The sequence below is a fragment of the Curtobacterium sp. MCLR17_051 genome (assembly GCF_003234395.1).
GTDB lineage: Bacteria > Actinomycetota > Actinomycetes > Actinomycetales > Microbacteriaceae > Curtobacterium > Curtobacterium flaccumfaciens.
The window spans coordinates 95801-117071 of sequence record NZ_QKTA01000009.1 but is presented as its reverse complement, the minus strand read 5'-3'; the positions used below and the strand labels follow the sequence as shown (position 1 = coordinate 117071).

Here is a 21271-nt window from a genome sequence, read left to right as displayed (position 1 = left end):
ATTGACCGTTCGTCCCATCCGCCTGTTCGGCGACCCCGTCCTCCGCTCGCCGGCCGACCCGATCCGCCCCGAACTGCTCGGCAGCGCCGGGGTCCGTGACCTCGTGCAGGACCTCATCGACACCGTCAAGGAACCCGGACGTGCCGGAGTGGCCGCGCCCCAGATCGGCGTCGGACTCCGTGCGTTCTCGTACAACGTGGACGGTGAGGTCGGCTACGTCCTCAACCCCGAGATCGTCGAGGTCTCCGGGGAGCCCGAGCTCATGGAGGAAGGCTGCCTCTCCGTCCCGGGGCTCGGCTACCCGACGCGTCGCTCCCCGTACGCGAAGGTGCGGGGTGTCGACGTCGACGGCGACGAGGTCGTCCTCGAGGGCACGGGCTTGATGGCCGAGGCGCTCCAGCACGAGTGCGACCACCTCGACGGCACCGTCTACGTGATGACGCTCGACCCCGAGGTCCGCCGTCAGGCACTGCGCGACATCCGTGCGCAGGACTGGTTCCACTGAGCGCTTGCACAGTCCCGCGTTCGCCGGCTGTGAACTGTGGTGTGACACCCCCACGGGGGATTGTCGCTTTGTCCTGACGAGGGGGTACCGTGCTGCTGTCGGCCTCCCACCGACGACCATCCCATCCCCCCAGGACTCCCGCATGACCAGTCAGAACGACGAGCTCAGCTCGCACCGCACCCGCACCAACCGTCGACCGGCCGAGACCACCGTCACGACCGGTTCGACCGCCGTCCTCGACGCCCCCGCGACGGAGCAGTCGCAGGAGGCCTGAGCCCCGCAGGCGCCCCCGGCGCCCGCTGAACGGCCTGGAGGCCCGGATCACGTCCCACGGACGCGATCCGGGCCTCCAGGCCGTTGCGTCCACACCCGCGCGTACCTGGCGGAATCGGGTGTACCTGGTGAGAAGAACCGACTAGGTACGCCCGAATCGACCCGGTACGCCCGAATCGACCCGGTACGCCCGGATCGACCCGGTGTGCCCGAATCGACCCGGTACGCCCGGAGCTGGTCGCTCAGCGGGGCGGCCGCGCGCGTACCTGGCGGAATCGGGCGTACCTGGTCGGAAGAATCGACCCGGTACGCCCGGAACGACCCGGTACGCCCGGATCGACCCGGTGTGCCCGAATCGACCCGGTACGCACGGGGCTGGTCGCTCAGCGGGGCGGCCGCGCGGGTACCTGGCGGAATCGGGCGTACCTGGTCGGAAGAATCGACCCGGTACGCCCGGAACGACCTGGTACGCCCGAAAGCTGCCAGCCCGCACGCGGGGCGACCGCCTGGAGGCCCGGTGCCAGTCCGGCGGACCGGCACCGGGCCTCCTGGCGGTGGCGCCCACCTACCGGAATCGGGCGTACCTGGTCGAAAGAACCGACCCGGTACGCCCGGAACGACCCGGCCGGCGCTACGCGCGGTTGCGGCGCCGACCCTCGATCACCGGGGTCGCCGTCGTCTGCACCTTCGACCCGGAGTAGATGTGGTCGATGTCGGCGGCGAAGTCCTTGAGGATCACCGACCGCTTGATCGTCAGCTTCGGCGTGAGGTGCCCGGAGGCCTCGGTCAGGTCCGTGTCGAGGATCGTGAACGACCGGACCGACTCGGCGCGGGAGACCCGGCCGTTGGCGGCGTCGATGGCCTCCTGGACGGCGGAGAGCACGCGCTCGTCGTAGGCGGCCTCGTGCCCGCTCAGCGCCGGGGTGATGCCGCGGGACTCGCACCAGCCGGGGAGCATCTCGCGGTCGAGCGTGACGAGTGCTGCGACGAACGGCTTGCCCTCGCCGACGACCACGACCTGGCCGATGAGCGGGTGCTCGCGGATGCCGTCCTCGAGCGGTGCCGGTGCGACGTTCTTCCCGCTCGCGGTGACGATGAGCTCCTTGGCGCGGCCGGTGACCGTGAGGACCCCGTCGGCGTCGATCCGGCCGAGGTCGCCGGTGCGGAACCAGCCGTCGGCGAAGGCGTGCTCGGTCGCCTCGTCGTTCCGCCAGTACCGGTCGAAGACGTCGACGCCGCGGATCAGGATCTCGCCGTCGTCGGCGATCCGGACCTCGATGCCGGGCAGCGCGCGCCCGACCGTCCCGATGCGGAGTTCCCGGGCACGGTTGACGGTGGCGGGTGCGGTGGTCTCGGTCAGGCCGTAGCCCTCGAGGATGAGCACCCCGATCGACCGGAAGAAGTGCGAGAGCCGCGGGGAGAGGGGCGCCGAACCGCTGACGGCGTACTCGACCCGGCCACCGAGGGCGTCGCGGAGCTTGGCGTACACGAGCCGGTCGAACAGCTTGAACTTCAGCCCGAGCAGGAACGGCACCCTGCCGGCTGCGAGGGCCTCGGAGTGGGCGACCGCGGTGTCGGCCGCCGCGCGGAAGATCCTGCCCTTGCCACCGAGGTCGGCCTTCTGCTCGGCGGAGTTGTAGATCTTCTCGAACACCCGGGGGACCGCGAGCAGGAACATCGGCTTGAAGGTCGACACCGCCCGCATCAGGTCCTTGGTGTCCGGCTCGTGGCCGACGAGGACGCCTGCGGACACCGACATCGCGGCGATGAACCGGGCGAAGACGTGGGCGAGCGGGATGAACAGCAGGGTCGAGGCGCCGTCGGCGACGACCTCGGGCATCGCTTCGCTCGCGCCCTCCACCGTGGCGGTGAAGTTGTCGTGCCGCAGGACGCAGCCCTTCGGTCGACCGGTGCTGCCCGAGGTGTAGATGATCGTGGCGTCGTCGTGGCCGTGCACGTTCGCGGTCCGGGCGTCGAGTTCGTCGTCGGTGACGTCCTCGCCGAGCCGGGTCAGGTCGTCGAGGCCGCCGCCGTCGATCGTCCAGTGCTGGCCCAGGGACGGCAGGTCGGGTGCGATGGAGGCGACGCGGCGCGCGTGTTCCTCTTGCTCCACGATGATCGCGACCGACTCGGAGTCGGACAGGATCCAGCGCACCTGGTCGGGGGAGCTCGTCTCGTACACCGGCACGGACACCAGGCCGGCTGTCCACACGGCGAAGTCGACCAGGGTCCACTCCAGACGGGTGCGGGACAGGATCGCGACGTGCGCGCCCGGTTCGAGCCCGGCGGCGACGAAGCCCTTCGCGATGCCGCGCACCCGGGCGAGCGTCTCCGCCGCGGTGAAGGTGGTCCAGGTGTCGCCGTGGCGCTGGGCGAGGATCGGACGGTCGGGCGTCAGGCGGACGCGGTCGCCGAGGAGCCGCGCTGCCGAGCCGTGGTCCGGGGCGACCGGACCGGCGCTGGGCGGTGTGGCGTGCCTCCCGGCCGACGGCGTGGTCCCGGTGGCGGCGCTGCCAGCGGTGGACGTGTCGGTGGAGGCGCTGCTGCGTGCAGGACGCTGATCGTTCACGGTGACTCCCTTGTCTGCCGGTTCGACTCGAGTGCGCCTCAACACCGAGGCGACACCGCCAGCATAGGACGCGTCACCGGGCGTTCCGTGACTTCGCGGCGAACCGGTAGGCTCGTTGCTCGTGCACGCCATCGGAATCGACATCGGGGGCACCAAGATCGCGGGTGCGGTCGTGACGGAACTGGGCGAGATCGTCGCCGAGGACCGCGTGGCCACCAACGCTGCGGACCCGAACGCCATGCTCGACGACGTCGTCTCGATGGTCGAGCGACTCAGCTCGCTCCACCAGGTCGGCGCCGTGGGGGTCGCTGCCCCCGGGTTCATCGACGCCTCGCAGTCGATCGTCTACTACACGCCGAACATCCGGTGGCGGAACGAACCGCTCCGGCAGAAGCTGCAGCAGCGCCTCGGCGACCTCCACATCACGGTGGACAACGACGCGAACGCCGCCGGCTGGGCCGAGTTCCGGTTCGGCGCCGGTCGACTCGTGTCCGACATGACCATGCTCACCATCGGCACGGGTGTCGGCGGCGCCATCGTGACCGAGGACCGCCTGTTCCGCGGGGGCTTCGGCACCGGCGGCGAGATCGGCCACCTGCGCATCGTCCCGAACGGGCTGCCCTGCGGCTGCGGTGCCCGCGGCTGCATCGAGCAGTACGGCTCCGGCCGGGCTCTGCAGCGCATGGCGAACGACGTCGCCGACGCCGGTGGCATCGGTTCGGCACTGGCCGACGCCCGCGCTGACAACGGCGGCCAGCTCGACGGCAAGATCGTCGGCGACCTGATCCTGGCCGACGACCCGGGTGCCCTCGCGGCCCTCCGTCGGCTCGGTCGGCACCTCGGCGAGGCGTGCGCGTCGCTGTCCGCGGTGCTCGACCCGCAGCTCTTCGTGTTCGGCGGCGGCGTCGCCAGCGCGGGGGACCGGCTGCTCGACCCGATCAAGCAGGCGTACCTCAACAACCTGCCGGCCCGCGGGTACCACCCCGAGCCGGACTTCGTGATCGCCGAACTCGTCAACGACGCCGGCGTCGTCGGTGCCGCCGACCTCGCCCGCATCCACGCCCGCACGGCGTAGGGTCGGCGCGCACACACGCACACACGAACGACCGCCCACCCCGAGCCGTGCACCACCCGGACCTTCTCACCACCTGGAGTCGTCGATGACCTACTGGCTGCTGAAGAACTTCGTGCTCGGCCCGCTCATCCTCACCCTGTTCCGGCCGTGGGTCGTCGGGCGTGAGCACGTCCCGACCTCGGGCCCGGTCATCTTCGCGTCGAACCACATCTCGTTCATCGACTCGGTGATCCTGCCGGCGGTGCTCGACCGTCGGCTCTCGTTCCTGGCGAAGAGCGACTACTTCACCGGCCGTGGCCTGAAGGGCTGGGCGACGAAGACGTTCTTCAACGCCATCGGCCAGCTGCCGATCGACCGCTCCGGCGGCAAGGCGTCCGAGGCATCGCTGCGCACCGGCCTGCAGGTCCTGGCGCGCGGTGAGCAGCTCGGCATCTACCCCGAGGGCACCCGCAGCCCCGACGGCAAGCTCTACCGCGGCCGCACCGGCATCGCCCGGATGATCCTCGAGGGGCGCGTGCTCGTCGTCCCCGTGGCCATGGTCGGCACGCGCGAGGTGCAGCAGATCGGGCAGCGCTTCCCGAAGATCAAGCGCGTCGGGGTCGTGTTCGGCAAGCCGCTCGACTTCTCGCGGTTCCAGGGGTTCGAGACCGACCGCTTCATCCTCCGCAGCGTCACGGACGAGGTCATGCACGAGCTCGCCGGCCTGAGCCGTCAGGAGTACGTGGACGTCTACGCGACCAGCGTGAAGGAGCGGGCGAGCTCCGCGCGCGAGGCCGTCATGCGGGAACGGAAGTCGACGCCTGCACGTTAGGCTCTGATGGTCCCGGCACCCCGCCAGGACGCCCATCGACGACGCGCGGCCCGGTGCCGGTCAGCGTCGTCGGGCCGCCCGCACAGAACACCGAGGTAACGCCCTTGCCCGAGTCGACCGACTTCGTCGCCCTGCAGGATCCGGACGTCATCGAGGGGCTCGACTATTGGCGGACGCTCCCGATCAAGCAGCAGCCGACCTGGCCGGACGCAGCCGCGGCCGAGGCCGCCTCGGCCGAGATCGCCACGCTCCCGCCGCTCGTGTTCGCGGGCGAGGTCGACAAGCTGCGTGAGCGGCTCGCCGCCGCTGCCCAGGGCAAGGCCTTCCTGCTGCAGGGCGGTGACTGCGCCGAGACCTTCGCCGGTGCCACCGCCGACTCCATCCGCGACCGGGTCAAGACGATCCTGCAGATGGCCGTCGTGCTGACCTACGGCGCCTCGATGCCCGTCATCAAGATGGGGCGCATGGCCGGGCAGTTCGCCAAGCCCCGCTCGAGCGACTTCGAGACCCGTGGCGACGTCACGCTGCCGGCATACCGCGGTGACATCGTGAACGGCTACGACTTCACGCCGGAGAGCCGGACGGCCGACCCGCGCCGCCTGGTGCAGGGGTACCACACCGCCGCTTCGACGCTGAACCTCGTCCGTGCCTTCACGCAGGGGGGCTTCGCCGACCTGCGCCAGGTGCACTCGTGGAACAAGGGCTTCGCCTCGAACCCCGCGAACGCCCGCTACGAGCACCTCGCCAAGGAGATCGACCGCGCGATCCGCTTCATGGACGCCTGCGGTGCCGACTTCGAGGCGCTCAAGCACGTCGAGTTCTACGCCTCGCACGAGGGGCTGCTGATGGACTACGAGCGCCCGATGACCCGCATCGACTCGCGCTCCGGGCTGGCCTACGACACGTCCGGGCACTTCATCTGGATCGGTGAGCGCACGCGGGACATCGACGGCGCCCACGTGGACTTCCTGTCGCGGGTGCGCAACCCGATCGGCGTGAAGCTCGGCCCGACGACGAGCGTCGACGACATGAAGGCGCTCGTCGACAAGCTCGACCCCAACCGTGAGCCGGGTCGCCTGACCTTCATCACGCGGATGGGCGCCGGCAAGATCCGCGACGAGCTGCCCAAGCTGCTCGAGGCGATCAAGGGCATGGACGCCGACCCGCTGTGGGTCACCGACCCGATGCACGGCAACGGCCTGACCACGCCGACGGGCTACAAGACCCGCCGGTTCGACGACGTCGTGGACGAGGTCCTCGGCTTCTTCGAGGCGCACCGCCAGGTCGGCACGTACCCGGGTGGCATGCACGTCGAGCTCACCGGTGACGACGTCACCGAGTGCCTCGGCGGCTCGGAGCACATCGACGAGGCCACCCTCGCCACCCGCTACGAGTCGCTGTGCGACCCGCGCCTGAACCACATGCAGTCCCTCGAGCTCGCCTTCCTGGTGGCCGAGGAACTCGGCGCGCACCAGCCCGACCGCTCGTAACGCAGGAACCGTTTCGCCGAAGCGACAGAACCCCGCGGCATGTTCGCGGGGTTCTGTCGCTTTCGCGTGTCGGACGGGAGGCCCGTGACGGCGCCGCCACGGGCCTCCCGTCCGTCCTGGGGTCGCGTCCAGGGCCGAGGGTGCGGTGTCCGCACCTACTGGTCGTAGGACAGGGTGATCGTGTCGCCGCGGTAGACCGTGGCACCAGCCCCCGGGTCGGTGCCGGTGACGGGCAGCTTGGACTTCCAGTCGTAGAAGCCGCAGAGGATGTTCGTGCAGTCGGGCACGGACACCTTGAGGCCGAGGTCCTCGAGGGTCTTCGTCGCCTCGTTGATCGTGGGCCGCTCCGCTCCGAGGTCCGGTACGGTGATCGGCGTCGGCCCCTTCGACACGACGACGTCCAGCGCCGACCCGCGCACGGCGGGGGAGTCCTGCACGGCGGCGGAGACGATCTGGCCGGCGGGCACGGTGTCGCTGTACTCCTCGGTGCGGGCGCCGAGGATCAGGCCGACCTCGTCGAGTGCGGCGGAGGCCTCGTCGACCGTCTTGCCGACCACGTCGGGAACCGGCCCGAGCGAGACGGTCAGGGTGACCGGCCCGGTCTCGCCGTAGGCCTGCACCGTCGTGAGGTCGAGGGCCTTGCCGCCGGACGCCCGACCGGTCGCCGCGACCACGGTGTCCTTCGGGGCATCGGCGGAGAACTCGTACCGGTCGTCCTGCAGCTCGAAGTCGTCGTCGAGCGCGGCCGTCACGGTGGAGAGCGGCTGCCCGACGATCGCCGGCAGCGGGATCATCCGGGGGCCGTTCGACACGACGATCTGCACCGCCGTGCCCTTCTGCACCTCGCGCTCCGCGGCCGGCTTCGTCGTGGAGACCTGCCCCTTCGCGACGACGGCGTCGAACCGTGTCCCGGTCTTCGACGCCGCCTGCAGGCCCTGTGCTTCGAGCAGCTGCCGGGCCTGCGAGACCGACTTGCCCGTGACTTCCGGGATCCGCACGTTGCCACCCGGCCCCGGGCCGAAGTACCAGCCGAAGCCGGCTCCGATCAGCGCGAGCACGACGACCACGGACAGCAGGATCCAGCCGCGCTTCCGGCGCTTCGCCGACTGGTCGGCGAGCCGCTGTCCGGCGGGGGAGAGCACGCCCGGCTGGGCCCCGGTGCGACGGGGGCCCGGGGCGTTGCCACGCGCACGGGCGGGCGCTCGACCGCGGTCGCCGGTGTCCCGGTCGCCGGACCGGTCGATGATGGCGGTCTCGTCCGCACCTGTGGCTCCTGCAGCCCCGACCGAGGCGGCGGCCGCTGCGGCGCCGAGTGTGCCGGCGCCACCGGAGGGCAGGATTGCGGTGCCGTTCTCGGGGCGGAGCACGGCCGTGCGGTACTGGCCGGTCGCGCGCTGCTGGTTGCCCGACATGTGGTCGAGCATCTCGCGGGCGTCGCGGGGGCGGTCCTCGGGGTCGCGCGCGGTCGACCAGGCGACCAGTTCGTCGAGCTCCGGCGGCACCCCGGACACGGCGGCACTCGGTGCCGGCACGGAGTCGTTGGCGTGCTGGTAGGCGATCTGCATCGGCTGCTCGCCCTTGTAGGGCTGCTCGCCGGTGAGCATCTCGTAGAGCATGATGCCGAGCGCGTAGATGTCGCTGCGCGAGTCGGCGGCGCCGCGGGTCACGAGCTCGGGGGACAGGTAGGCGATCGTGCCGAGCAGTGCCGCGCCGGTCGCCGTGTTCGCGGTCGTGGCCCTGGCCAGGCCGAAGTCGCCGAGCTTGATGCGACCGTCGTCGGCGAGCAGGACGTTCTCGGGCTTCAGGTCGCGGTGCACGATCCCGGCGCGGTGGGCCGAGGCGAGGCCGGCCAGCACGGCGCGCAGGATGTCCGTCGCCTGCTCGGGCGTCAGGGCGTGGTGCTCCTGCAGCAGGTCCCGCAGCGTGATGCCGGGGATGTACTCCATGACGATGTAGGCGATCTCGCCCTCGGCGCCCTGGTCGTAGACGCCCACCAGGTTCGGGTGCGACAGCCGGGCGGCCGAACGGGCCTCCTGGATGAAGCGCTCACGGAAGGCCTGGTCGTCGGCCAGGTGCCCGTGCATGATCTTGATCGCGACGCGTCGCTCGAGGCGCACGTCGGTCGCGAGGTAGACGGTCGCCATGCCCCCGCGCGCGATGCGGGAGCGGACGCGGTACCGCTGATCGATCATGCGACCGATCATCGGGTCCGTGGCGGCGTTGGTGGTCATCGGCGGCATTCTACGAATCGAGACCGCACTCGGACGCACCGGCGCACCGGCCGTGACCCAATCTCGATCTTCCGGATGAGGCTCAGAGGGTCGCCAGCCAGCCCTCGGCGGCGCTCGCCCAGGTGGCGTAGGCCTTCGGGTAGGCGGAGAGCTGCACGGCCTGGGCCGCGTCGGTGATGCTCATCGAGGACCAGCCGGGCACGTCGAGCAGCCCGCGGGTCTTGCCGGCGTTCGGGTTGTTCCGCCCGCCGAAGAACAGCGCGGTGGCGTGCGCCGGGTCCTGCAGCTTCGCCGCGCTGCCCCAACCCTGGCTCGGCCGCTGCTGGAACAGGCCGACCGAGTCGCGGTCGCCGTGCGGCAGGTTCCGGAGGCTCGACTCCTGCATCGCGGCGGCGAGGGCCACGACGATGCCGCGGTCCGGGACGCCGAGCGATCGACCGACGGCGACGATGGTCGCGGCGTTCTGGCGCTGCTCGGCGCTCAGGCCGACGGCACCGCTCACCGCGGCACTCGCGGCGACCGCGGGCGCGGCGGTGGCGTTCGACGACGGGATGACGAGTGTCTTGCCGGCGTAGATCGTGCTCGTGTACGACAGGCCGTTCGCCGACAGGAGCGACTTGACCGAGACGTGGTGCGCGGCGGCGATCGAGGCCACGGTGTCGCCGGCGCTGATCTTCACGCTCGACTTGGTCGACGGGGCCGAGGCGGTGGAGACCGACGGCGTCGACGACGAGCCGTGCGGCACCCGCAGCGTCTGGCCGGGGTAGATGACGCTGCGCTGCGACAGCTGGTTCGCGCTGAGGAGCGCCGTGGTCGAGACGCCGACGCGGGACGCGATGCCGGAGACGGTGTCGCCGTGCTTCACGTGGTAGCTCGAGGTGTCCGAGCCGGAGCCGCCGGTCGACCCGGAGGTCCGGACCGCGGCGGTGGTGACGGCGGGGGTCGACGCCAGGTGGAGCGTCTGTCCGGGGTGGATGATCGTGTTCCAGCCGAGGCCGTTGCGCACGAGGATCTCCTGCGCCGACAGGCCGAAGCGGGCGGCGATGCCCGAGACCGTGTCGCCGTGGTGGACGGTGTACGTGGTGGGGGCCTTCGTGGTCGCGGCGACGGTCCGCACGACGGTCTGCGACGGCCGGGCAACGGCGGTGCCGAACACCGGGCGGTCGGTCACGGCGCGGTCCTGGTCGACGTGGCGCTTGTGGTTCGCGTCGGCGTCGTCGTGCCGCGGCTCGGCGTGCGCGACCGGGCCGGTGAGGCCGGCGGTCACGGCGATGGTGCCCGCGAGGACGATGGGCATGGTGGCGAACCGGGCGGATCGTGCGCGCCGGGCGACTTCGTCTGCAGCGTGGTCCACGGGTTTCTCCTGATCTCGACTGAGCCGTGCGCACGCATGCGCGCACTCACAGGTGCCACAACGCTGGCATGGCCTGATTCCCAAGTCAACCAGAGAGTCAGATGGGGTGGATGTGACGAATGTGACGAACGAGGCGCATTCACTCCGGCGGTCACTCTGGCACCATGGGCGTGTGAGTGCCGCACCCGTCGACGACCTGTCCCTCTCCGAACGCTGGCTGACCGTCCCCGAGCTGGTGGACATGTTCAGCACCAGCCCCGGACGGATCCACCGACTCTTCGAGCAGAAGACCCTGCTCGCAGCCCGCGTCGGCGGTGTGCTGCGCGTGCCCGTCGAGTTCCTGGAGGACGGCGAGCCCATGCCCGAACTCCGCGGCACGCTGATCGTGCTCGGTGACAACGGCTTCACCGACGACGAGGCGGTGCGCTGGATGCTCACCGTCGACGACGCGATGGGCACCACGCCGATCGCGGCGCTGCGCGCCGGTCGCAAGGCCGAGGTGCGTCGCATCGCCCAGTCGCTGCTCTAGACGCGTTCCGGACAGACGGGAGGCCCGGTGCCAGCTGGCACCGGGCCTCCCGTCTGTCCTGGGGGTGTGTCTAGGACGACCGGCGGCTGACCGTGTCGGCCAGCGACGCGAGCTGCTCGCGTGCCGACGGTGTCAGCGGCGAGGCGTCCAGTGCCGCCTTGGCGCGCTGGACGTGCCGCTCGATCGACCGCTCCACGGCGGCCACGGCACCGGACTCGGTGAGGGTCGCGCGGAGCATCTGCACCTGCTCCTCGTCGAGGTCGGGGTCGCCGAGGAGCTCGTCCAGGAGCTGCCGCGGGCCGCTCGCCAGCGTCTTGCGCGCCGAGGCGATGAGGACGGTGCGCTTGCCCTCGCGCAGGTCGTCGCCGGCCGGCTTGCCGGTGACCTCGGGGTCACCGAAGACCCCGAGCATGTCGTCACGGAGCTGGTACGCCACGCCGAGGGGGAGCCCGAAGGCGCGGAGGCCCTCGAGCTGGGAGTCGCTCGCGCCGGCGACGAGGGCGCCGATGACCAGCGGGGCCTCGATCGAGTACTTCGCCGACTTGAAGACGATGACGCGCTGGGCGCGGAGCAGGTGCTCGGACTCGTCGATGACGGGCCAGGCGGTCTCCTCGTGCACGTCGAGGTACTGCCCCGCCGTGACGTCGAGGCGCATCGCGTGGAACTCCTGGCGGACGATGCGGGCCCGCACCGGGTCGAGGAGCGCGAGGCCCTCGTCGAAGACCGAGTCGCTCAGCGAGAGCAGCAGGTCGCCGAGGAGCAGCGCGGAGTTCGTGCCGTACTGCCCGCGGTCGCCGACGAAGCCGGACTCCTCGTGCAGGGACTCGAAGCGGCGGTGCGCGGCTGGACGCCCACGACGGGTGTCCGAGCGGTCCATGATGTCGTCGTGCACCAGAGCTGCGGCGTGGAAGACCTCGAGCGCTGCGGCGACCGTGACGACGGCCTCGGCGGTGGTCTGCCGGGACCCTTCGGCCAGCGGGTCGAACGAGCCCGAACGGCCCGCCACCGACTGCCATCCCCAGTAGCAGAACAGCGCCCGGAAGCGCTTGCCGCCGGACAACAGGTCTCGGGCGTACCGGTCGAACGGCGCGAGGTCGGGGCTGATCGCGAGGAGCCGTTCACGCTGCTCGTCGAGTGCCCGGTCGATACGCGCCGATACGAGGTCCACTAATCGCGTACTCTCAGCCACGATCCCTACCCTAGTGGAGTGGTCGAGGCATAGAATCGGTCCACTCAACCCGCGTTTTTCAACCCCGCGTCGATCCCAGGAACAGAGGGAACCAAGATGCCGCTCTCGGAACAGGAGCAGCGCCTTCTCGAAGAGATGGAGCGCAGCCTCTACCAGAACGATTCCGATTTCGTGGCTCGTGTCACACGTCGACAGGGTCGTCCGACGTACACAGCCATCACGCTCGGTGTCCTCGGTGCACTCGCCGGGGTCGCCATCGTCATCGTCGGCCTGGTGATCAAGGCGCCGCTGCTCGGCATCCTCGGTTTCGTCGTGATGCTGGCCGGTGTCCTGTTCGCGCTGCGCCCGGGCATGCGTGCCCCGAAGGCGAAGCCCGCACGGCCGGGCAAGCCCGCGTCCGGTGGGTCGGCGCGTCCGTCCGCCGGCGGTGGCGGGTCCTTCATGGACCGGATGAACGAGCGCTGGGACAAGCGCAACGACCAGAGCTAGTAAACGACCAGAGTCAGTAGCTGACGGGGGTCACCAGGACTCCCTCCACACTCCTCCACGGGGTCGGCCTTCGGGTCGGCCCCGTTTCGTGTTCCCCGGGGGCTGGTGGGGGGGGCGGGCCGGGGTCGTGCCGGCGCGAGTGGTCACGACATGCCGCGTGCTGGCCGCCGAGGGCGCAGGAACTGTCGGCTGGGGGCCGCGCGAGCGACGGTCCGTGCCCAGTCGGCGTCGTGCGCCCGCGGCGCGCCCCGGGGCGCTCCACCGGCTGCGAAAGTCCTCCACTTTCCTCCACGGCTGCTCCGGCGCTCGCGAACCGCATGGATCCGGGCATCCGCGGTCATCCCCGCGGGGTGCATTCCGGCTTCGATGCCCCCAGTAGGGGTGCCGCGGGCAGAAAAGGGAGCGGATTCCTAGTCGAGGGGAGGGGAGTGGAGTAAAGTGGGGCTCGCAACGGTCCGGTGGAGCGGAGGGGAGGCCCGACGTGCTGCTCGGTACTCATGCCCCGAAGCTCGACGAGAAGGGTCGCGTGATCCTCCCCGCCAAGTTCCGGGACGAACTGTCCGGCGGGCTCGTGATGACCCGCGGCCAGGAACGCTGCGTCGTGGTCTTCAGCGCCCGGACGTTCGAGGAACTCCACGAGCGCATCCGGACCGCCCCGATGACGTCGAAGCGCACCAGGGACTACATGCGTCTGTTCCTCTCGGGGGCCAGCGCCGAACAGCCCGACAAGCAGAACCGCGTGACGATCCCGCAGAACCTCCGCGAGTACGCGGGGCTCGAGCGGGACCTCACGGTCATCGGCAGCGGTGACCGTGCCGAGATCTGGTCCACCCCCGCGTGGGAGGCCTACTACGCCGAAGCCGAAGAGGCATTCGCCGACAACGACGAGGAGGTGATCCCGGGGATCTTCTGATCCGCGGATCGGGACTCCCAGCCGTGAAGCCCTGACGCCACTTCCCCGGTGTCAGGTCGCATGGATGGGGATCCGGACCCACGGCCCAGGAGACGAGGGGCTGCACATGGCCGACAACGACAACGAGACGCCACGCTTCCCGCACACGCCGGTGATGCTCCAGCGCATCGTCGACCTCTTCACGCCGACGCTCGAGGGCCCGGGCAAGGTCGTCGTCGACGCCACGCTCGGCATGGGCGGCCACTCCGAGGGCCTGCTCGAGCGGTTCCCGGAGCTCACGCTCATCGGACTCGACCGCGACACCGACGCACTCGGCATCGCGGGGGAGCGCCTGGCCCGCTTCGGCGACCGCGTCCGCCTCGTGCACACCGTGTACGACGGCATCGTCGACGCGATCGAGGGCGAGGGCTTCACGAAGGTCGACGGTGTGCTGTTCGACCTCGGCGTGAGCTCGCTGCAGCTCGACCGGGCCGAGCGCGGGTTCGCGTACAGCCAGGACGCACCGCTCGACATGCGCATGGACCGGACCGAGGGGCAGACCGCCGCCGACGTCCTGGCCACCTACGACGAGGGCGAACTCCGCCGCATCTTCCAGCGCTACGGCGAGGAGAAGCTCGCCGGCCGCTACGCCCGAGCGATCGTCGAGCGGCGGGCGACGAAGCCGTTCGAGATGTCCGGTGACCTGGTCCAGGTGCTCCACGACGCGACCCCGGTCGCCATCCAGCGTCAGGGGCACCCGGCCAAGCGCGTCTTCCAGGCACTCCGCATCGAGGTCAACGCCGAACTCAGCGTGCTCGAGCGGGCGATCCCGGCGGCGCTGGACGCCATCGCGGTCGGCGGCCGGATCGTCGTCGAGTCGTACCAGTCTCTCGAGGACCGCATCGTCAAGCGGGCCCTGGTGGAGCGCACGAAGTCGAGCGCCCCCGCCGGCCTGCCGGTGGAGCTGCCCGAGCACGCCCCGACCTTCTCCCTGATCGTCAAGGGCGCCGAGCTGGCCGACGAGGCCGAACGCGCCGCCAACCCCCGAGCAACCCCCGTGCGCCTGCGCGCGGCCGAGCGGATCCGGAACTGACATGAGCACGAACCTCGCACTCGTCGACCCTGCGGTCGTCCCGTCGCGGGCCCCGCGCCCCGACCGTCAGCACCGCCCCGAGCTGGTCGAGGTCACCCCGACCGCGGCCCAGCGCCGGGCTCGCCCCCGCATCGGGTACGCCGTGGTGGCCGTCGCCGCGCTCGGCATCCTGCTGCTGGCCCAGCTCGGCATCAGCATGGTGCTCAGCCAGGGCGCCTACACGCTCAACTCGCTGTCGGCCGAGCAGACGAACCTGTCCCGCACGCAGCAGTCGCTGTCCGAGCAGCTCCGGGTCCTCGACTCGCCGCAGAACCTGGCCCGCAACGCGCAGTCGCTCGGCATGATCGCCAACTCGACGCCCGTGTACCTCGACCCGAAGACCGGTCGGGTGTACGGCACGCCGACGCCGGCGAAGCCCGACGAGGCCACGGCGTCCACCGAGAATCAGGTGCCGAACTCGCTGCTGAACGACGTCCCGCTGGCCACGAAGCCGGGGGACACCTCCACCAGCAAGGAGACGGGCACGACGAGCACGACGGACACGTCGGGCACGTCGAGCACGAAGGACTCGTCGGGCGCCACGGGCACCACGGGAACCACCGACAGCACCGCCATGTCTGAGAAGACGAGCGGCGCCAGCGCGTCGGACCAGGGGACGGCGAAGTCGTCCGTAGAGTCCGACGCGAACCCGCTCCAGGCGCCCTCCACCCGGTGACCGGCGGGTCCGCCGCACCCTCAGCACCGCCCGGGAAGGACCGCACCGCGTGACGAAGACGATCCGCAACCGACGCCTGCGCTACAGCATCGTGATGCTCGCCGTGATCGCCCTCGTCGGGGTGTTCGTGGTGCGGCTCGTCGACATCCAGGTCGTCCAGGCGTCCGAGCTGAACAAGGCGTCGGCCCAGAAGCGCAGCATCCCCGTGACGATCTACGGCACCCGGGGGTCGATCGTGGACCGCAACGGCACCGAACTCGCCGACAGCGTCACCCGGTACAACATCACGACCTCGCCGCGTCTGGTCAAGCAGTTCAAGGGCAAGCTCGGCGGCACCCGCATCAAGGACGTCAGCGTCGGCACCGCACTCAGCGCGTTGGCGAAGGCCTCCGGGGGCGACGTCGCGACCATGCGGAAGAACATCGCCGCGAACCCGAAGTCCGACTTCGCGTACCTGGTCAAGGGCCTCGACGTGCAGCACTACGAGGCCGTGCGGGCACTCGGCATCCCCTGGCTGTACCCGGAGCCGCAGGCGGCGCGGGTGTACCCGACGGGTGCGACCACGGGCAACCTCACTGGCTTCATGGGCACCGACGGCGCCCAGGCCGGCCTGGAGTACTCCTACAACCAGTGCCTGGCGGGCACCAACGGGTCCGAGACCTACGAGCGCGGCGAGGACGGCGTGCAGCTCCCGGGCAGCACCGTGACCACGAAGAAGGCCAAGGACGGCGGCACGCTCGAGACCACGATCGACAGCGACCTGCAGTACATGGCACAGCAGACCATCGCGTCCGCCGCCAAGACCCTGCAGGCGGAGTCCGCGACGGCGACGGTCACGAGCGTCAAGACGGGTGAGCTGCTCGCGGTCGCCGACTACCCGACGGTGGACCCGAACGACGTCGACGCCACGACCGACAAGGGCGCCTTCGGTTCCCGTGCCCTGACGGCGTCGTACGAGCCGGGCTCCACGATCAAGGCCGCCATCGCCGCCGCGCTGCTCGACCAGGGCAAGTCGAACCCCACCGACCAGGCGGTCGTGCCGTACTCGCGCACGTTCCCCTGGGGCGGCACGATCCACGACTCGGAGTTCCACCCCACCGAGAACCTGACGCTGACCGGCATCCTGCAGAACTCGTCGAACGTCGGCATCACCGAGCTCGGCGCACGGCTGACCGCCCAGCAGCGCTTCGACTACATGAAGAAGTTCGGGCTGTTCGAGCCGGAGACGGCCATCGACTACCCGGGCCAGCCCTCGATGGACTACGGCACGAGCCCGAACTGGGACCAGCAGACGAACATCAACTCGATGTTCGGTCAGGGCATCTCGACGACGGCCGTGCAGGTCGCGAGCGTGTTCCAGACGATCGCGAACGACGGTGTCCGGATCCCGCTGCACTTCGTCAAGGGCTGCACCACGGCCGACGGCAAGACGATCGACGCGCCCGACGTGCAGAAGCAGCGGGTGGTCTCCGCAGCCGCCGCCACGCAGGTCACCGGCATGCTGCAGAGCGTGGTCACGGGTGGCACGCTGGTGGGCATGAAGCCGATCTCCGGCTACAACATCGCCGCGAAGACGGGCACCGCCGAGGTCGCAGAGGGGTCGCAGGGCTACGGCGGTCAGCGCATCACGTCGGTGGCCGGAATGGCACCCGCCGAAGACCCCCAGTATGTTGTCACGGTGACGTTCACGAAGCCGCAGACCAACAAGTGGTCCAGCGGAGCGGCTCCGGCGTTCCGCACACTCATGTCCCAGGTGCTCGAGAAGTACCGAGTAGCCCCCTCCGCGTCCGAGGCGAAGCTCTACCCGTCCACGTGGTGAGGAAGAAGGAACACTTGTCCGCACGGATCCCCCCGGTCCTCCGACCCGAACACCCGACCCCGAGGGCCGTCTCCGAACTCGCCAACGCGTTCGGTCTGCGAGTCGTCGGCTCGGTCGACAGCATCGAGACCACCGGTGTCACCCTGAGCGCCACCGAGGTGCAGCCGGGTGACCTGTTCGTCGGCGTGCACGGTGCGAACCGGCACGGCGCACAGTTCGCGACGGAGGCCGCCGAGCGCGGCGCCGTCGCCGTCCTGACCGACCAGGACGGCGTCGCACTGGTCGAGCCGTCCGGCCTGCCGGTGCTCGTCGTCGACGACCCCCGCGCCGCCCTCGGCGACGTCGCGGCGTGGGTCTACCGCACCCACCCCGACGAGGCCACCGACCTGCCGCAGCTGTTCGCCGTCACCGGCACGAACGGCAAGACGAGCACGTCCTACATCCTCGAGGGCATCCTCAAGCAGCTCGGCCTGGTCACCGGCCTGAGCTCGACCGCCGAGCGCCACATCGGTTCGCTCAGCGTGACGAGCCGCCTGACCACGCCCGAGGCCAGCGAGATGCACGCGCTCCTCGCCCGCATGCGCGAGAGCGAGGTCCGCGCGGTCGCCGTCGAGGTCAGCGCCCAGGCCCTCAGCCGGCACCGCGTCGACGGCATCGTCTTCGACGTCGCGGCCTTCACGAACCTGTCGCACGACCACCTCGACGACTACGCCGACATGGAGGAGTACTACCAGGCGAAGCTCCCGCTGTTCCAGCCCGAGCACGCCCGTCGCGGCGTCGTCTCGCTGGACACCGACTGGGGCCACCGCGTGGTGCAGGACTCCCGCATCCCGGTCACCACGATCACCGTGCACCCCGACGTCGAGGCCGAGTGGCACGTCGACATCGTCGAGGCGCACGCCGCCTACACCGAGTTCCGTCTGACCGGCCCCGAGGGCCGCGAACTGACCACCCGTGTGCCGCTGATCGGATGGCACATGGCGGCGAACGCGGCACTCGCGATCGTCATGCTCGTCGAGGGCGGGTTCGAGCTGGGTGCCATCGCGCACGCGCTGGAGAGCAACCACCGCCGCTACCCCGACGAGGACGACGCGAGCGAGCGTGACGGCGAGACCCGCCGCGTCTCCGCCATCGAGTGCTACCTGCCCGGCCGCACCGAGCGCGTCTCCGGCGAGCACGGCCCGAGCGTCTACGTCGACTTCGGCCACAGCGCCGACGCGTTCGAGAACACCCTCGCCGCGGTCCGGCAGTTCACCTCCGGCAAGGTCCTGATGCTGTTCGGCGCCGACGGCGACCGCGACACCACGAAGCGCGGCGACATGGCCCGCGTGGCCGCGGCCGGCAGCGACATCCTCGTCGTGACCGACCACCACCCCCGCTTCGAGGACGCCGCGTCGATCCGGAAGACCCTGGTCGACGCCGCACGTGCGGCGTACCCCGACCACGAGATCCACGAGGTCAGCCCGCCCGAGGCCGCCATCCGCACGGCCGTGAGCCTGGTCGGCGAGGGGGACTCGATCCTCTGGGCCGGCCCGGGCCACCAGGACTACCGCGACATCCAGGGCGTCCGCACGCCGTACTCCGCCCGCGACGAGGCCCGCGTGGCCCTGCGCGAGGCCGGCTGGGAGCCGAACTCCGGTCCGGCGGAGGACGTCCGATGATCGCCTTGACCCTCGCCGAGATCGCCACCGCGGTCGGCGGCGAGCTGATCGGCGGCGCGCAGGCGACCGACGTCGCCGAGCCCGGCGACCTGGTCGTCGAGGGCTCGGTCGAGACCGACTCCCGCCTGGTCCGCCCCGGCAGCGTCTTCTTCGCCCTGCCCGGTGAGGTCACCGACGGCCGACGCTTCGTGCCCGCAGCGGTCGACGCCGGTGCCGCCCTGGTGATCACGCCCGAGCGCGTGGACACGACCGCGCCGCAGATCGTCGTCGCCGACGGGTACGAGGCCCTCGCCGCGCTCGCGCACGAGGTCGTCACGCGCGTCCGGATGAGCACCGCGGACCGCGTCGACGCCGACGGTCGCCCGGCACCCCTGCGGGTCGTCGGCATCACCGGCTCGAACGGCAAGACGAGCACGAAGAACATGCTCCGCACGATCCTCGAGCAGCACGGCGCGACCGTCGCGCCCGAGGGCTCGTTCAACAACCACGTCGGCGCACCGATCTCGATGCTCCGCGTGACGTACGACACCCGGTGCCTGGTGGTCGAGATGGGTGCGAGCGGCGTCGGCCACATCGCCAAGCTCGTCTCGATCGCCGAGCCCGACGTCGGCGTCGTCCTCAAGGTGGGCCTCGCGCACGCCGGCGAGTTCGGCGGCATCGAGGCGACGCAGCGCGCGAAGTCCGAGATGGTCACCGACCTGCCCGAGACCGCGACGGCCTTGCTCAACGTCGACGACGACCGCGTCGCGTCGATGCGCGACCTGACGGCCGCGCGGGTGGTGGGCTTCGGCACGTCGGCCGAGGCCGACTACCGCATCACCGGCATCGAGACGGACCGCAGCGGCACCCGCTTCACCCTCACCGCGCCTCCAGGACAGCCTGGAGGCCCGGATCAGGTCGACGTGCGCCTCGCGATCCTGGGTGAGCACCACGCGATGAACGCGTCCGCCGCGCTCACCGTCGCCCACCTGTGGGGCGTCCCGCTCGCCGACGGCGCCGCGGCGCTCGCGTCGATGACGCGCGCCGAGCGCTGGCGCATGGAGCTGCTCCAGGGCGGCCCCGAGGGCGTCACCGTGATCAACGACGCGTACAACGCGTCGCCCGACTCCACCGCGGCGGCGCTGCGGACCCTGGCGCAGATCGTGCGCCCGGGGGAGCGGACCGTCGCGGTGCTCGGTGAGATGGCCGAGCTCGGTGAGTACTCCGTCGAGGAGCACGACCGCATCGGTCGGCTCGTCGTCCGCCTCGGCATCGGACAGCTCGTGGTCGTCGGCCGCGGCGCGATGCCCATCCACCAGGCCGCCACCCTCGAGGGATCGTGGGACGGCGAGTCCGTGTACATCGAGGACGTCGACGACGCCGTCCGTGCCATGCAGGAGATGCTCCGCCCCGGCGACGTCGTCCTCGTCAAGTCCTCGAAGTCTGCCGAACTGCGATTCCTCGGCGACCGCCTCGGAGGTGTCACCGAATGATCGCGCTCCTCATCGCCGGCGCCACGTCGCTGGTGTTCACGTTGCTGCTCACCCCGTCCTTCATCAAGCTCTTCCACCGTCTCGGGTGGGGGCAGTTCATCCGTGACGACGGTCCGCAGTCCCACCACACCAAGCGCGGGACCGCCACCATGGGCGGCATCGTCCTGATCATCGGTGCGGTGATCGGGTACTTCGTCGGCCACCTGATCGGAGGCGACTCGATCACGCTGTCCGGCCTGCTCGTGCTGTTCCTGATGGTCGGGCTCGGGTTCGTCGGCTTCATCGACGACTTCCTCAAGGTGCGCCGTCAGCGGAGCCTCGGGCTCGGCGGCTGGGCCAAGATCCTCGGCCAGGTCATCGTCGGCGTCATCTTCGCCACGATCGCCCTGGTCGTGCCCACGTCGAACGGCAAGCCGCCGGCGTCCACGATGATCTCGGCGATCCGCGACGTGCCGTGGCTCGACTTCATGGCGCTCGGCACCGTCATCGGCACCGTGCTGTTCCTCGCCTGGATCGTCCTGCTGACGGTGTCCACGTCGAACGGCGTGAACGTGGCCGACGGGCTCGACGGCCTGGCCACCGGGTCGAGCATCCTGGCGATCGGCTCGTACGTCATCATCGGCTTCTGGCAGTCGAACCAGATCTGCGGCGGGGCACGGCTCGACTCGAACACCGCCCACGCCTGCTACACCGTCTCGAACCCGCTCGACCTCGCCGTGGTCGCGGCCGCGGTCTGCGGTGGGCTCATCGGGTTCCTCTGGTACAACACCTCGCCGGCGCAGATCTTCCTCGGTGACACCGGGTCGCTCGGCCTCGGCGGTGCCCTGGCCGGCCTCGCGATCCTCAGCCGCACCGAGCTGCTGCTCATCCTCATCGGTGGCCTGTTCTTCATCGTCACCGGCTCCGTCATCCTGCAGCGGGCCTACTTCAAGATCACCCACGGCAAGCGCATCTTCCTGATGAGTCCGCTGCACCACCACTTCGAACTGAAGGGGTGGGCCGAGGTGACCGTCGTCGTCCGCTTCTGGATCATCGCCGGGCTCTTCGTCGCGGCGGGGGTCGGACTCTTCTACCTCGAATGGATCGCACGCGTTGGTTGACCCG

At 70.7% G+C, this 21271-nt stretch carries 18 protein-coding genes; 14 read left to right on the top strand and 4 right to left on the bottom strand.

Going from position 1 to position 21271, the window contains the following annotated elements; translation table 11 throughout:
- Position 1: 1 nt before the first annotated feature.
- Positions 2–505: a peptide deformylase gene (locus DEJ06_RS09855; RefSeq protein ID WP_071405406.1), complete on the top strand. Its 504-nt coding sequence runs from the start codon at positions 2–4 to the stop codon at positions 503–505.
- Positions 506–647: 142 nt separating this feature from the next.
- Positions 648–779 carry a hypothetical protein gene (locus tag DEJ06_RS18590; protein WP_258366694.1) on the top strand — a complete coding sequence of 44 codons (132 nt, stop codon included), beginning with the start codon at positions 648–650 and terminating at the stop codon, positions 777–779.
- Positions 780–1409: 630 nt separating this feature from the next.
- Here DEJ06_RS18590 and DEJ06_RS09850 read toward each other — a convergent pair.
- On the bottom strand, positions 1410–3347 hold the full coding sequence (locus tag DEJ06_RS09850; protein WP_111039162.1) for a long-chain fatty acid--CoA ligase: 1938 nt from the start codon (positions 3345–3347) through the stop codon (positions 1410–1412).
- A 121-nt stretch (positions 3348–3468) separates the two neighbouring features.
- Between DEJ06_RS09850 and DEJ06_RS09845 the strand changes: the two genes are divergently transcribed.
- From DEJ06_RS09845 to DEJ06_RS09835, 3 genes are all read left to right on the top strand, one after another.
- Positions 3469–4422, top strand: a complete 954-nt coding sequence (locus DEJ06_RS09845; RefSeq protein WP_017886608.1) for an ROK family glucokinase — start codon at positions 3469–3471, stop codon at positions 4420–4422.
- 85 nt (positions 4423–4507) lie between these two features.
- Positions 4508–5233: a 1-acyl-sn-glycerol-3-phosphate acyltransferase gene (locus DEJ06_RS09840; protein WP_071405408.1), complete on the top strand. Its 726-nt coding sequence runs from the start codon at positions 4508–4510 to the stop codon at positions 5231–5233.
- Between the two features lie 104 nt (positions 5234–5337).
- The gene (locus tag DEJ06_RS09835; protein ID WP_111039173.1) at positions 5338–6723 is read left to right on the top strand and encodes a class II 3-deoxy-7-phosphoheptulonate synthase; all 1386 of its coding nucleotides are present in this window, start codon (positions 5338–5340) and stop codon (positions 6721–6723) included.
- A 155-nt stretch (positions 6724–6878) separates the two neighbouring features.
- On the opposite strand, the gene pknB is transcribed toward DEJ06_RS09835, so the two are convergent.
- Complete coding sequence (gene pknB / locus DEJ06_RS09830) at positions 6879–8954, bottom strand: Stk1 family PASTA domain-containing Ser/Thr kinase (RefSeq protein WP_111039172.1); 2076 nt, start codon at positions 8952–8954, stop codon at positions 6879–6881.
- Positions 8955–9036: 82 nt separating this feature from the next.
- Positions 9037–10308 carry a LysM peptidoglycan-binding domain-containing protein gene (locus DEJ06_RS09825; protein WP_258372482.1) on the bottom strand — a complete coding sequence of 424 codons (1272 nt, stop codon included), beginning with the start codon at positions 10306–10308 and terminating at the stop codon, positions 9037–9039.
- Positions 10309–10480: 172 nt separating this feature from the next.
- Between DEJ06_RS09825 and DEJ06_RS09820 the strand changes: the two genes are divergently transcribed.
- The gene (locus tag DEJ06_RS09820; protein ID WP_171907813.1) at positions 10481–10837 is read left to right on the top strand and encodes an Rv2175c family DNA-binding protein; all 357 of its coding nucleotides are present in this window, start codon (positions 10481–10483) and stop codon (positions 10835–10837) included.
- Between the two features lie 70 nt (positions 10838–10907).
- Here DEJ06_RS09820 and DEJ06_RS09815 read toward each other — a convergent pair whose 3' ends face one another.
- Positions 10908–12026, bottom strand: a complete 1119-nt coding sequence (locus DEJ06_RS09815; protein ID WP_071405410.1) for a polyprenyl synthetase family protein — start codon at positions 12024–12026, stop codon at positions 10908–10910.
- A 96-nt stretch (positions 12027–12122) separates the two neighbouring features.
- Between DEJ06_RS09815 and DEJ06_RS09810 the strand changes: the two genes are divergently transcribed.
- The 8 genes from DEJ06_RS09810 (at position 12123) to mraY (ending at position 21267) form a co-directional block, all read left to right on the top strand.
- A complete protein-coding gene (locus DEJ06_RS09810) occupies positions 12123–12515 on the top strand; it encodes a DUF3040 domain-containing protein (protein WP_111039161.1) in 393 nt (130 codons plus the stop codon).
- A gap of 481 nt (positions 12516–12996) precedes the next feature.
- Entirely contained in the window at positions 12997–13428 is a 432-nt protein-coding gene (gene mraZ / locus DEJ06_RS09805) for a division/cell wall cluster transcriptional repressor MraZ (RefSeq protein ID WP_017886616.1), read from the top strand.
- A 106-nt stretch (positions 13429–13534) separates the two neighbouring features.
- Complete coding sequence (gene rsmH / locus DEJ06_RS09800) at positions 13535–14500, top strand: 16S rRNA (cytosine(1402)-N(4))-methyltransferase RsmH (RefSeq protein ID WP_071405412.1); 966 nt, start codon at positions 13535–13537, stop codon at positions 14498–14500.
- A gap of 1 nt (position 14501) precedes the next feature.
- On the top strand, positions 14502–15215 hold the full coding sequence (locus tag DEJ06_RS09795) for a hypothetical protein (RefSeq protein WP_111039160.1): 714 nt from the start codon (positions 14502–14504) through the stop codon (positions 15213–15215).
- Between the two features lie 49 nt (positions 15216–15264).
- Positions 15265–17034, top strand: coding sequence for a penicillin-binding protein 2 (locus DEJ06_RS09790; RefSeq protein ID WP_111023101.1), 1770 nt, complete (start codon positions 15265–15267; stop codon positions 17032–17034).
- A 14-nt stretch (positions 17035–17048) separates the two neighbouring features.
- Entirely contained in the window at positions 17049–18695 is a 1647-nt protein-coding gene (locus DEJ06_RS09785) for a Mur ligase family protein (protein WP_111039159.1), read from the top strand.
- On the top strand, positions 18692–20167 hold the full coding sequence (gene murF / locus DEJ06_RS09780) for a UDP-N-acetylmuramoyl-tripeptide--D-alanyl-D-alanine ligase (RefSeq protein ID WP_111039158.1): 1476 nt from the start codon (positions 18692–18694) through the stop codon (positions 20165–20167). Before DEJ06_RS09785 ends, murF begins: the two co-directional genes overlap by 4 nt.
- Complete coding sequence (mraY, locus tag DEJ06_RS09775) at positions 20164–21267, top strand: phospho-N-acetylmuramoyl-pentapeptide-transferase (protein ID WP_071405416.1); 1104 nt, start codon at positions 20164–20166, stop codon at positions 21265–21267. Before murF ends, mraY begins: the two co-directional genes overlap by 4 nt.
- Positions 21268–21271 lie beyond the last annotated feature (4 nt).